Raw genomic sequence first — 12900 nt, forward strand, 5'->3', positions numbered from 1 at the left:
TCGCGCCCGCCAGCAGGACGGTGGCGGGCGCGATCGCTGCAAGATGCCGCGCTTACAGACCCACTTCCTTCAAGAGCGCCGCCGCCGCGAGCTTGCCCAGATTGTGCGAGGCAAGCGGACTATCGCCGGTGATGAGCTTGCGATCGGTATGGCAGCGGCCGTCGATGCCCCGGTTCAGTACTTTCACGCCGAGTTTTTCGAGGCTTTCGCCAACCAGCCAGGGCAGCAGTCCCGGCATGTAGCCGATCTCCTGATTTGCGCCCGTATCGAGCGAATCGGGAAAGACGCAGATTTCGTAACCTTTGAACGGAAAGTCTGCGGGGTCTTCATCCACGGCGGCCGCGAGCAGGCAGGCCGGCCCGTGGCAGAGCGTCACGATGTACTTGTCGTGATCCATCGCCCATTTGAGCACCTGCTTGACCTCCTTGCTGTGCGGAATCCCCGCGAGCACGCCATGGCCGCCCGGCACGAATACCGCGATGTACGGCGAGTCCTTGCCCAGGCTTTTTTCCAGCACATCGGAGAGTTTGAGCGGCTGCTTGAGCTTCGGCAGATACTTGCGATACGTGCCCAGCACGGCTTCGTCTTCGTTCGGCATCGCCCAGAGTTCAAGCTTGGCCGGATTGCCCGAGAGCGTGGCGATATCGACTTCGAAACCGGCCTGATCCATGTGATGAATTGGCAGCAGCATTTCAACCGGATGATTGCCCGTCGAGAAGAACTTGCCATTCGTCGTGAGAATGTAGCGCTCATCGGTGGCGATCATCAGGACCTTCCATTTGCCCTCTGTATAGGGGTTCGGCGAGGTCGTGCCGTCGAAATCGGTTTTCGACGCGGTGTATTGCGAGAGCGAATACGGCGAGGGGAAAAATGCATTGTGCTCGGCGTGATCGGGCGAGGGCGCGCGATCGGACGCCTGTTGGGCGGCAGTCATGAAATCTCCTTGTTCGGGAAGTCGAAGGCAATGGGTCGAACCCGGGCGGCATGCAGGGGAAATTCGCAGCGACGGTGTGGCGGTGCGCGCCGGTGATGGGCGCGGCGCGATCCACAGAGAACATGGTAGGAAATCGCAGGCCGCGTACAAAGCCCCCCGAACGGGGGGCGACATGTCGTGCGCGTTGAGGCGGTTTAATCGTGCGCGACGCGCACGACCACCTTGCCGAAGTTGCGGCCCGCCAGCAGGCCAAGAAACGCTTCGGGCGCGCGCTCCAGGCCATCGACGATATCTTCCTGCAGCTTGACCAGGCCCTGGGCGATCCAGCTGCGCATGTCGCGCTGGAATTCGTCGAAGCCGCTCGCGTAATGGTCGCCGATGATGAAGCCTTGCATACGGATACGCTTGAACAGCAGCATTTGCAGGAAGCCGGGCAGCATGTCGGGTGTCGGCGGCGCGCCGTCGGCGTTGTATTGCGAAATCAGTCCACACAGCGGAATGCGCGCGCCCACATTGAGCAATGGCTGCACCGCTTCGAACACGGCGCCGCCCACGTTTTCGAAGTAGACGTCGATGCCGGCCGGGCAGGCTTGCGCCAGTTGCGCGGCGAAGTCGGGGGCGCGGCGGTCCAGGCACACATCGAAGCCCAGTTGCTGCGTGACGTAGCGGCATTTGTCGGCGTCGCCGGCAATGCCCACCACGCGCGCGCCCTTGAGCTTCGCGATCTGTCCCACGACCGCGCCCACGGCGCCACTCGCGGAGGCGACCACCACCGTTTCGCCGGGCTGCGGGTCGCCGATTTTCAGCAGGCCCCAATACGCCGTGAAGCCGGTCATGCCCAGTACGCTCAACGCGTGCGACGGCTCGGCGATGCCATCGAGCGCAGTGAGCGTTGCGCCCGGCGCCAGCGCGTAATCCTGCCAGCCCGCGTGCGCGAGCACCAGATTGCCCGGCTTGAACTGCGCATGTTTCGAATCGACTACCCGGCTCACCGTTGCGCCCACCATCGGATCGCCGAGTGCAACGGACGGTGCGTAGGAGGCCGTATGGTTCATGCGGGTGCGCATGTAGGGATCGAGCGAGAGCCAGAGCGTGCGCAACAGCACTTCGCCATCGGCGGGTGCCGGAACCGCGCTTTCATGCAGACGAAAATTATCGTGTGTGGGTGCGCCCAGCGGACGCGAATGAAGGACTACACGTCGATTGACGGTCGGTGATTGCGACATCGGAACATCCTCAAAACAGGTTGCGACGCAAGGCGCGGGAAGCCGCAGGCATTGCGGTAGATGTGCAACCCGCCATGCGTCGAGGCAGGCCGATTGTAGGGCGGCGAGTTGCGCCGAATACGACGTGAAAGGGAAATCATCGTTGCTCGCGGCGTGCGAATGTGCGTGCCATCGCGTTGCAACCGCCCCCCCCAACCAGGGGGCTGAAAGCACGCCTACGCTTCGCTAGGCTGTCGAATCCGATTCGCGAACGTCTATCGAAGAGATTGGCATGACTAAAGAAAAATCAGGCAATGCACCAGGAGATACCACCGATCAAGCCGACGCAGCGTATGCCTATCCGCTGCTCATCAAGCAATTGCTGCACACGACGCTCGCGACCTGTCCCGAGCAGCAGATCGTCTATGGCGACGAGGTCCGCTATACGTACTGGGGTTTCCGGCATCGACTTGGCCAGCTGGCGAGCGCGCTCGCCGGCGCAGGAGTGAACGCGGGCGACACCGTGGCCGTGATGGACTGGGACAGCCATCGCTACCTCGAATGCTATTTCGCCGTGCCGATGATGGGCGCGGTGCTGATGACCGCGAATGTGCGGCTCTCGCCCGAGCAGCTCCTCTACACGCTCAATCACGCGCAGGCTAGCGTGCTGCTCGTGCATCGGGACTTCCTGCCGGTGCTGGAGAGTCTGCGTGCGCGTCTCACGACGGTGCGCACCTTTATTCTGATTGGCGACGATGTCGAGGATTCGCGGCATTCGGCGGGCTTTCATGGCGAGTACGAGGCGCTGATCAACGCCAGTTGCCCAGACTTCGCCTTTGCCGATTTCGACGAACACACGCGCGCGACCACGTTCTACACCACGGGCACCACGGGCTTGCCCAAAGGCGTGTCGTTCAGTCATCGGCAGCTCGTGCTGCATACCCTCGCGGGCATGGCCGCACTCGGCAGCGCGCGAGAACAGGGCCGCGTGCATCGTGAAGATGTCTATATGCCGATCACGCCGATGTTCCATGTGCACGCCTGGGGCATGCCTTATTTCGCCACGGCGATGGGGCTCAAGCAGGTCTACCCCGGCCGCTACGCGCCCGAAAGCCTGCTGCGTCTGATCGAGCGCGAAGCGGTCACCTTCTCGCATTGCGTGCCGACACTGCTCGATATGATTCTCTCCAGCCCGGCTGCCGCAGCGGTTGATCTGTCGCGCTGGAAGGTGATCGTGGGCGGTTCGCCGCTCCCGGAGGGGCTCACGCGCGCCGCGCTTGCCCGCGGGATCGACGTGTACACGGGCTACGGCATGTCCGAAACCTGCCCGCTCCTCACGCTCGCCCAGGCGCGCGGCGCAGCCGCAGAGCCGGGCGCTGCCAGCGATATCGGCGTGCGCACGCGCGCGGGCACGCCGTTGCCGCTCGTGGACCTGCGCATCGTCGACGAACACATGCGCGACGTGCCGCGCGACGGCAAGTCTGCAGGCGAGGTGGTGATACGCGCGCCGTGGGCCACGCAGGGCTATCTGGGCGACGCGCAGGCGAGCGCCGCGCTCTGGGCGGGCGGCTATCTGCATACGAACGACATTGGTGTGATCGACGCCGAGGGACAACTGCAGATCACCGACCGCATCAAGGACGTCATCAAGACGGGCGGCGAATGGATTTCGTCGCTGGAACTGGAAAACCTCCTTTCGACTCACCCAGGCGTGCGCGAAGCGGCAGTGATCGGCGTGCAGGATGCGCGCTGGGGCGAGCGCCCGCTTGCGCTGGTGGTGCTCGCGCCGGGGCACGAAGGCGTGACGCCCGAGCAGTTGCAGGCGCACGTCAAGCGGGTGGCCGAGCGCGGCCTGATCTCGCGCTTCGCGGTGCCGGAACGGCTGCTGATCGTGGAGAGTCTTGAGCGCACCAGCGTTGGCAAGATCAACAAGCGCGCGTTGCGCGAACGCTATCAGCAGAGCGCGGCGAAGCGAAAGCCCCCCACGCGGGGGGCTGATCGGGCGCGTGCTCCGCGCCGATAATCGGGTCTCCGATGGTGGCACGCCGCCTCGCACAACCCGCAGATCATGATGGACATGCTCGAAAACATGCGTACATTCGTGCGCGTCGTGGAGGCCGGCAGTTTCACCGCCGCCGCGAGGCGCATGGATACTTCCACGGGCATGGTGTCCCGCGCGATCTCCCAGCTCGAAAGCTATCTGGAAACGCGGCTGCTGCAGCGCACGACGCGCCATCTCGCGCTGACTGAAAGCGGTCGGCGTTACTTCGAACGCGTGCGGCCGATCCTCGGCGATGTCGACGAAGCCAACGCCGAGGCGCGCAACGCGCTCGTTCGACCCTATGGCCGTCTGCACGTCCATGCGATGCCCGGTCTGGGGCAGCGCCACGTGACGGCTTCGGTCGTCGCGTACCGGGAGCGTTACGCCGATGTCGGGATCGAGTTGACGCTTTCCCAGCGCCTGCCCAATCTGGTCGAAGAGGGCTATGACGTCTCCGTGTTGAGCGCCGCGTCCTTGCCCGACTCGGGGTATATCGCGCAGCCTATCGGCATGAGTTACAGCGTGCTGGTGGCCTCGCCGGCCTGGCTCGCGCGCCATGGCGTGCCGCGCACGCCCGCCGACCTGGCGCAACACGCCTGCGTGGGACTCGACACGCCCGCTGTGCCCGCGCACGAATGGCGGCTGCAAGGGCCGGACGGGGAATCGGTGCATGCGCTGGGCGAACCCGCGCTACAGCTCAACGAACCCGAGGCGCTGGCCGTCGCCTTGCGTGCGGGCAGCGGCATCGGGTCGCTCGCCATATACTCGGTGATCGACGATCTGCGTGCGGGCACGCTGGTGCGCGTGTTGCCCGACTACCGGCTGCAGGCGCTCAATGTCTATGCGGTGTATGTGTCGCGTGTCTATGTCGATGCGCGCATTCGCACTTTCGTCGAGCATTTGCGCGCGACACTCGGGCCCGCGCTATGCAACGAGGAGCAGGAGATCGCGCAACTCGTTCGCGCCAAACCGAGTGTGAACGTGCTGCCGCTGAGGAGCCAACCGCGCCGATGAATCCCCGTCCCGACAGACGCCGACGCGACGCGCCCGCAGAAACGGCTGCCGGTGCTGCCGCTGCGCTGATCCACACCAAGCTGGCGCCCGCGCATGCGCGCGAGCACGTCGCTCGCGCCGCGCCGCTCGAACGCCTGCGCGCGGGCCGCGACCGCAAGCTCACGGTGGTCTGCGCGCCGGCAGGCTACGGCAAATCCACCTTGCTGGCCGAATGGCGCGAGGCCTTGCTTGCGCAAGGCGCACAGGCCGCGTGGGTCAGTTTCGACGACGAGGACGACGAGCCCTCCATCTTCGCCGCCTATGTGATCGCCGCCGTGATGGAAGCCAGCGGCGGCGTGGGCGCACGCGCCCAGCAGCAGTTGCGCGAGCGCGCGGTGCTGCCGATCCACCTTGCCTTCGCGGAACTGCTCAACGAACTGGCTGCCAGCGGCACGCCGCTGTTTCTGTTTCTCGACGATGTGGACCGCCTCGAAGCGCCGGCGATTCACGAGGCGCTCTTCAGTCTGCTGCGCTACGCGCCCGACCATCTGCATCTGGTACTGGGCTGTCGTTCGACGCCCGCGCTGCCGCTCAGTTACTTTGCCTCGCGCGATCAACTGGTCTGGCTAGACGCCGATTCGCTACGCTTCACGCGGCCCGAAGCTGCTGAATTCGTGCGGCGCGTGGCCGGCAAGGAACTGGCGGCCGCAGACCTCGAAGCACTGGTCGGCGCCACTGAAGGCTGGGTTTCGGGCCTGCAACTGGCGGCGCTGGCGTTGCGCGACGACGTGGACGCCAGCCAGGTGGTGCGCCGCGTTGCCCAGGCGCGCGGCGGCATCGCCGCCTATCTGAATGAGAACGTCATGCACGCGCTGCCGCAACCGGTGCGCGAGTTCCTGCTCGCGACGGCGGTGCTCGAACGCATGACACCCGCGCTCTGTAACGCGCTCACGGGCCGCGACGACGCCCATGCCATGCTGGAGTGGCTGAGCGCGCACAATCTCTTCGTCAAGACGCTCGACGGTGAGTCGCCGTGGTTCCGCTATCACGCGCTGTTCTCGCACTATCTGCGTGACGAGTTGCTGGTGCGCAAACCCGAAAGCGTGCCTGAACTGCATCGTGCGGCGGCGCGCTGGCTGGGCGCGGCGGGCCTGTGGCCGGAAGCCGTGCGTCACGCGCTCGCGGCGGGTGAGGTCGCGCAAGCGGCCGACTGGGTCGAGTCCTGCGCAATGGAATTGATCGCCGCGAGCGACGTGCGCACCGTACTCAACTGGATCGCGCGACTGCCGGATGCCGCGTTCGAAGGCCGCGTGCGCTTGCGCCTGGCTCACGCGTGGGCCCTGGCCTTGTCGCTGCAGATCGTCGCGGCGCGCCGCGCGCTCGAACGCATGGAAGCGGATATCGGCAACGGCACGCTCACTATCGACGCTGGAGCGGAGATCGAAGTGCTCGCGGTGCGCTCGCTGGTCGCGGGACTGGCCGACGAGAGCGCCGAATCGCTAAGGCTTGGCCGCCAGGTGCTCGACGCGCAGCCATCCGTGGGTTCGTGGGTCGAGCAGATCGGGCAGACCACGCTGATCTTTGGGCTCAGCTACGCGAACGGCCTCGAAGAAGTGCTGCGGCTGCGCGCACGCGACCAGGCTGCCGGACACGAACCGCTCTATTCGAACGTCTACCGGCGCAGCATGAGCGGGCTCGGGGAATTCATCGCGGGACGGCTGCACGATGCTTCCAGCACCTTCGAAGGTGCGCTGCACATCGCCGAGGAACGTGCGGGCCGCCTGTGTGCGGCGGCGGCGCTCCCGGCCGGATATCTCGGCGCGATCTGGTACGAGTGGGGCGATTCTGGCCGCGTGCGTGAGTTGCAACGAGAGCGTCTGCCCGGCGCCTTGCAGGCATGCTCGCTCGGGCCGATGCTGCGCTTTGCCTTGACGGCGGCCATGGAGAGGGTGCGCGCGGGCGATTTCAGCGGCGCTCATGCGCTGTTGCGCGACGTGGAGCGCGTCGCGGCGGGGCGGCAATGGCTGCGTTTGCAGGTCGCCTGTGTCGGGGCGCAAGTGCGCATCGGGCTCATGGAGGGCCATCTCACGCAGGCGCATCGTCACGGCGAGGCGCTGCGTACGCTCGTGGACTTCGAGAGACAGCCGCCGCCCGCTGCGGGTAGCGGTATCGAACGTGGTCGTTTGCCGAAACCGCACGCGCACGTCTGCTACTGAGCGATGGCCACGCCAGGGAGGCCGCCGCCGCTTTCAGCACGATCCACCACGAACTGGCCGCGCGCGGCATGCCCTGGTTCGCGGCGCAGGCGGCCGTTCCCGGCGCGCTGGCGTGGCATGCCGCAGGCGATGACGAAGCGGCGCTCGCCTTGCTTGCGGATGCGCTTGCCTACGGACAACGCCACGGACTCGTGCGCAGCTTCATCGACGAAGGAGAGCGCGTTGCCACGCTGTTGTCGGCGATAGCACGAACGCCGGCGCGATTTCCTGGCGTGGGCCTGTGGTACATCGACGAACTCAAGGCGGCGTTCGCCAGCGATGTTGCGGGCGCGCCCAACGACGGGCAAAAAGCGTCGCTACGGCCTGGCGCGAGCCTCGCCGCCAGCAATCTCAGTGCGCGCGAAGTGGAGATTCTGGACTACGTGGCGCGCGGGCTGTCGAACAAGGAGATCGCCCGCGCGCTGCGCGTCGCGCCCGAGACCATCAAATGGCATCTCAAGAATATCTTCGAAAAGCTCAACGTCAATTCGCGCATCCAGGCCGTGCGCAGCGGCCTTGCGTTCGATATGCCATCGGTGCGCCGCGAAGCCCGTGCGCGCGGTGAGGGCAAAGCGCGCTGACCACGAAGCTGCGCAAAACGCGCTATCGTCACGCTCTGCCTGTTTGTTCCCGAACCGCGTTCATGGCCGCTACCGAGCACCCGAACCCCATCGCCGCGCGCGTCTTCGCGCCGTCGCAACTGTCGATCGGCTTGTCGCTGCCGGTACTGCGCGCCGACACCCACATTGCCGATTTCCGCGACCAGGTCGCGCTCGCGCACCACGCCGACGCGCTGGGCTTTCGTGCGCTCTGGGTGCGCGATGTGCCGCTCAATAGCGCCGATTATCCCGATCCGGTCGGTCATCTCGATCCGTGGGTGCTGCTCGGCGCACTCGCCATGCACACGCAGCGCGCCGCGCTCATCAGCGGCGCGATCGTGCTGACGCTGCGCCATCCGCTGCATATCGCCAAGGGCGCGGTGTCGGCGAGCCATCTGGCGCAGGGCCGCTTTATTCTCGGAGTCGGGTCCGGCGATCGTCCCGCCGAATACGCGGCGTTTGGCCAGGATGGCGAAGCGCGCCGCGAGCTGTATCGGCGTCATTGGGACACGCTGGCTGCCGCGCTCGCGCCGGATTCGCGCATCGTGCCGGACGTCGCGTCGGACGATGCGCCTGAATTCTTCCTGCTGCCGCGCCCGACCGCGCCGGTGCCGATGCTCGCGGTTGGATCGGGTGGCCAGAGTGTGGACTGGATCGCGCGCCATGCGATCGGCTGGATGACCTATCACCGCGAACCCGAGGCGCAACGCGCACGTTATGCGCTCTGGCGCGCCGCAGTGGCGCGCACGGCGCCCGATGGATTCCGCGCCTTCGGCACGGCCATGCGCCTGCAGTTGAGCGACGATGCGAACGAAGTGGCAACGCCCGTGCCGCTCGGCTATCGCACGGGACGTCGCGCGCTCGTCGGCGTGCTGGAGGCGATGCGCGCAGCGGGCATGCATCACGTAACCTTCAATCTGGGCGGCGAGCGGCCCGCGCGCGAAGTCCTCGACGAACTGGCCGCCGAGGTGCTGCCGCAATTTCACGCCGATTAGGCGTCGATTGAACGCCGATTGAGCGCCGCGCCGCTTTTCCTGTGCTTCAATGAATTCAGGCTAACCGGCAAGGAGCGCAATCGTGAACACGGACCAGCGTATCGACGGCATCCAGCAGGCCCAGAATTACGACGATCTGCATGCGGCGATGGAGGGTTTTCTCGGCGAGGCGCAGGCGCGCTATCCGGCGCTCGAACAGGCGGGCGAGTTGAAGGCCTGCATCGGCGGCAGCGCATTTGCACAGGCGGTGGACGCGCTCAAGCAATACCAGGCGACAACCGGCGAGACCTACCCGCACGCGCAGCGCGTAATTGAAGCCGCGGCGGCGAAGCACGCGGCGCTCGGCGGCGGGCCTACTTGTGCATCATCGCCTCGACCAGGAAGTGAAACGGGAGCGTGAGTAGCACCGTCGCGCCAAATCCCACGCACCAGAGAATGAACATCCATTTGAGGTTGTGCAGAAAGCCCCGGCGTTGAGGGCCCGCCGGGTTCGCCGGATGCGCTTGTTGCGATCCTTGTGCTCGTTGCGCCATGATCGTTCCTCCCCTGGAATTTTATTGGGTACCGCGTGCCGCCCGGCTCACCAGGCCAGCGCCTGACGAAATACCTGGCCGCCGTATCCGTGAACGATTTCGTCGATCTGCGCGGGCGCCGGATCGTGCGTTTCGAGCACGAGCGCCCAGCTGCCCGGCTTCAGCTCGCCTTCGATGGTGCGTGTGAGCTTGCTGTCCAGATGCGCTTCGATCTCGCGCGCGCCCAGCCCGATACCGCCGCCGATGGTCAGCCCCGCAAGCACGCCGACCGGCCCGCCCAGCAGGCCGATAAGCGCGCCCGTGGCCGCGCCGATCACCGTGCCCCAATGCGGCCGGCTGTATTCGTCGAGCACCTTCAGCGTGCCCGATGCGTCTTTCTGCACCATGACACCGCTTTCGATCTTCAGGCCCTGGCCGTCGGTCTCGAAGTTCTTGAAGTCGCGTGCGGCGCGTTGTGCTTCGTCCAGCGTCCCGAACGTTGCGACGATCAATTCCTGCGACATATGCATGCTCCCGATACCTGATGACGTCCTTCAGTCAAAGATAGGCAATTCGGGAGAAGAGGGAGGAGTTTTTGGTCAGATTGAAGGGCGCATCGGGAATGAAATTCGCTCGCCGCGCCGGTCTAACGATTGGCGTCAGTCCAGTCAGTCCAGCGATGGGTCGCAGGCGCAATCGAGATTCGACGCCTTGGCCGGCCGCGTTGAGGCGGCCAGGCGTTGCAGGGTGACAAGGCCCAGCAAGGCCAGCCCCAGCCCCAGAAGAAAATCGGCATGTACGCCTGCGCGATCGACAATCGTGCCGCCCACCGCCGAGCCCACGGCGATCGCCACCTGAATCACGCTGACGAACATGGCCGATCCGGCTTCGGGCAAATCCGCCGTATCGCGCTGGATCCAGACGCTGAAGCACAGCGGCAGCGCGCCGAACGCGATCCCCCACAGCAGCATCCCGGCTGTCTCGCCAATCGGCGAATGTTCGAGCAGGAGCATCGAGGACATGGCCGCCAGCAGCAGCAAGACCATCGTGGCGACGGACTTCTTGATGTGCCCGGAAATCACCGTCGAGGTGATCGCGTTCGAAAAGAAGCCGATGAGGCCAAAGCCGAGCAGCAGCAGCGTCATGGCGTTCAACGAGAAGTCATGTTCGAGCAGCGGTGCGATGTAGGTATAGGTCGAAAAATGCGCGCCGAACACCAGCGCGACCATCAGCATGCTCAGGCGGGTGTGCGAACGGCCCAGCAGCTTGCGGAAATCCGCCATGCGCAAGGCCGATGCGGACGGCAGCGACGGCACGAGGAAAGCCTGCGCCACCAGCGCCAGCGCGACGAGTCCCGCCGTGGCGCCAAAAGCCAGCCGCCACGACGAAAACGACGCGATAAAGGTTCCCAGCGGCACGCCGATCACCGTGGCGAAGGTCACGCCGGTGAGGATCGTCGCGGTGGCTTTCGCGGCGTCCTTGCCCTGCACGAGGCGCGGCGCGGCCGCCGTAGCGAGCGTCCAGAAGCCGCCGAGCGCCGCACCCAGCAAGGCGCGGCCGGTCAGCATGAGCGCCAGATTGGGCGCGACGGCGCACAGAATATTGGCGATCAGCAGGACGGCGGTGAGCAGCAGGAACACGTAGCGCCGGTCCATGCGGCCTGCGCTGACGATGAGCATCGGCGCGGAAATCGCGGCCATGACGCCGGGCGTGGTGACCATCAGGCCCGCCACGCCGGTGGAGATGCCCAGATCGTGCGCGATTTGCGGCAACAGGCCGACGGGCAGAAACTCGGCGGTCACGAATGCGAATGCACTGATCGCAACCGCAACGACCGAGAGCCATTGACTCGCGGACGTGTGCGTTCCGTCTAGAGACACTGGAGCCGTAGGGGTATCGATTTGCATGAAGGCCTTAATCGTGGAGTGAACGTGGATCGAGGCATCGAATTCTAGGCAGGGATTTGTCCAACAAAAAGACCCGAATTCCGAAAAGAGTTGATGGGGAGGCTGAACAATCGCCGCGCAATCACCGTGTCAAAAAGTAAAAAGGCTGGCAGACGCCGAAGCCTCTACCAGCCCTTTTTATGTCAATTCGCCTCGCTATTAACACGCTATAGGAGGCGAATCCCGCAAATTCGCTTTAGAAGCGATGACGGATACCCACGGTCGCCACGGCTTGCGAATTCGAATTCGATGCCGACACGCCCATGATGTCCGCGTGGATCTTGCCTTCGCCATCCACGACGCGCTGATACGCGCCTTCGGCATAGACGTCGGTGCGCTTGGACAGCGCGTAGTCAGCTTGCAGCGTGAACTGGTGGTACTTCGGGCTCACGCCTTCGAGGCTCGCATCCGTGTACGTGTACGCGCCCGACAGCGTAAACGCCGGCGTGAACGCGTAACGCGCATTGATTTCGTAGTTGCTGAAGCGCGCGCTGTTGCCCGTGAGCGAGGTCGTTGCGCCTGCGTTCGACGAGTTGATCGCCGTGAGGTTGCTCAACTGCGTTTGCGTGAACACGAAGCCGACGTTAGCTGCCCCGAACGCGTAGTTCAGGCCCGCGCCATACGTGCGCTGACGCGAAGCCGTGAAGGTGGAGTCGTCGCTGACTGCGCCGCTGCTGTTGATGGTCGAACCCGAGTTGTTCAGCTGCAGGTAACCTGCGCCGGCCTTCAGGCCGCCAAACGTGTAGGTTGCGCCCACGCTGTATGCGCGGTTATTCGAGAAGCCGCCTGCCGCGTTCGAGAAGCCATACAGCGCGTTGAACTTGAGGCCGCCGTAGTTCACGCTCTGATACTTGAGCGAGTTGCTTACGCGGAACGAGTTGTTGAGGTTGTCGTTGTCATACGGGTGCGAGGCGATCGTGCCGCCGTATTGCGTGCCGTTGAGCGCCAGACCGCCCAGGTTGTCGACCACGCTGTCGTACTGACGACCGAGAGTGACCGTACCCGCCTGGTCGCTCGACAGACCGACGAACGCCTGACGGCCGAACATGCGGCTGCCTTGCTTGGCCGCGCCGTTCGAAATGCTGAAGCCGTTTTCGAGCACGAAAATCGTCTTGAGGCCGCCGCCCAGATCTTCGCTGCCGCGCAGGCCCCAACGGCTGCCGTTGAGCGCGCCGCTCGTCTGCTGCACGTTCGAGCTGCCGCTCTGGTTGCTGGTGTACATGACGCCTGCGTCGATCAGGCCGTAGAGCGTGACCGTGCTCTGTGCGTGTGCGGCGCCAGCGAAAGAGGCCGCTGCAACGGCGAGGGCGGAAAGGGTGTGTTTTTTCATCGTTACTCCATTGATTTGTTATTCGCTCCTGGGGAGCGAGCGCGGAGCATAACGCGATAATTGCAATGTGTTTTAGCGAATGTGGTTCTC

Annotated in this window: 11 protein-coding genes; 6 read left to right on the top strand and 5 right to left on the bottom strand. The window is 65.0% G+C overall.

Annotation, left to right across the window (positions count from 1 at the left end; translation table 11 throughout):
- Positions 1–52 precede the first annotated feature (52 nt).
- Together hchA and F3J17_RS24915 are read right to left on the bottom strand one after the other, a co-directional pair.
- Positions 53–934, bottom strand: coding sequence for a glyoxalase III HchA (gene hchA / locus F3J17_RS24910; protein WP_167065306.1), 882 nt, complete (start codon positions 932–934; stop codon positions 53–55).
- 194 nt (positions 935–1128) lie between these two features.
- Positions 1129–2160, bottom strand: a complete 1032-nt coding sequence (locus F3J17_RS24915) for an NADP-dependent oxidoreductase (RefSeq protein WP_167065309.1) — start codon at positions 2158–2160, stop codon at positions 1129–1131.
- Positions 2161–2431: 271 nt separating this feature from the next.
- On the opposite strand from F3J17_RS24915, the gene F3J17_RS24920 reads away from it, so the two are divergent.
- The 6 genes from F3J17_RS24920 to F3J17_RS24940 all read left to right on the top strand — a co-directional run bounded on the left by F3J17_RS24920 (position 2432) and on the right by F3J17_RS24940 (position 9422).
- Positions 2432–4162, top strand: a complete 1731-nt coding sequence (locus F3J17_RS24920; protein WP_167065312.1) for a fatty acid--CoA ligase — start codon at positions 2432–2434, stop codon at positions 4160–4162.
- A gap of 48 nt (positions 4163–4210) precedes the next feature.
- Positions 4211–5194: a LysR family transcriptional regulator gene (locus F3J17_RS24925; protein ID WP_167065315.1), complete on the top strand. Its 984-nt coding sequence runs from the start codon at positions 4211–4213 to the stop codon at positions 5192–5194.
- The gene (locus F3J17_RS24930) at positions 5191–7389 is read left to right on the top strand and encodes an AAA family ATPase (RefSeq protein ID WP_240161156.1); all 2199 of its coding nucleotides are present in this window, start codon (positions 5191–5193) and stop codon (positions 7387–7389) included. Before F3J17_RS24925 ends, F3J17_RS24930 begins: the two co-directional genes overlap by 4 nt.
- A 41-nt stretch (positions 7390–7430) precedes the next feature.
- Positions 7431–8009 carry a helix-turn-helix transcriptional regulator gene (locus tag F3J17_RS36350; RefSeq protein WP_345891249.1) on the top strand — a complete coding sequence of 193 codons (579 nt, stop codon included), beginning with the start codon at positions 7431–7433 and terminating at the stop codon, positions 8007–8009.
- Positions 8010–8071: 62 nt separating this feature from the next.
- Positions 8072–9022, top strand: a complete 951-nt coding sequence (locus F3J17_RS24935; protein ID WP_167065318.1) for a TIGR03571 family LLM class oxidoreductase — start codon at positions 8072–8074, stop codon at positions 9020–9022.
- An 82-nt stretch (positions 9023–9104) separates the two neighbouring features.
- On the top strand, positions 9105–9422 hold the full coding sequence (locus tag F3J17_RS24940) for a hypothetical protein (protein ID WP_167065321.1): 318 nt from the start codon (positions 9105–9107) through the stop codon (positions 9420–9422).
- Between the two features lie 180 nt (positions 9423–9602).
- On the opposite strand, the gene F3J17_RS24945 is transcribed toward F3J17_RS24940, so the two are convergent.
- The 3 genes from F3J17_RS24945 to F3J17_RS24955 all read right to left on the bottom strand — a co-directional run bounded on the left by F3J17_RS24945 (position 9603) and on the right by F3J17_RS24955 (position 12810).
- On the bottom strand, positions 9603–10058 hold the full coding sequence (locus tag F3J17_RS24945; RefSeq protein ID WP_167065323.1) for a DUF1269 domain-containing protein: 456 nt from the start codon (positions 10056–10058) through the stop codon (positions 9603–9605).
- 144 nt (positions 10059–10202) lie between these two features.
- Positions 10203–11441 (bottom strand): MFS transporter, encoded by a 1239-nt coding sequence (locus tag F3J17_RS24950; protein ID WP_167065326.1) that lies wholly within the window; start codon positions 11439–11441, stop codon positions 10203–10205.
- Positions 11442–11676: 235 nt separating this feature from the next.
- Positions 11677–12810, bottom strand: a complete 1134-nt coding sequence (locus tag F3J17_RS24955) for a porin (protein ID WP_167065329.1) — start codon at positions 12808–12810, stop codon at positions 11677–11679.
- Positions 12811–12900 lie beyond the last annotated feature (90 nt).

The sequence above is a fragment of the Burkholderia sp. Ax-1719 genome, assembly GCF_011753055.1.
Classification (GTDB): domain Bacteria; phylum Pseudomonadota; class Gammaproteobacteria; order Burkholderiales; family Burkholderiaceae; genus Paraburkholderia.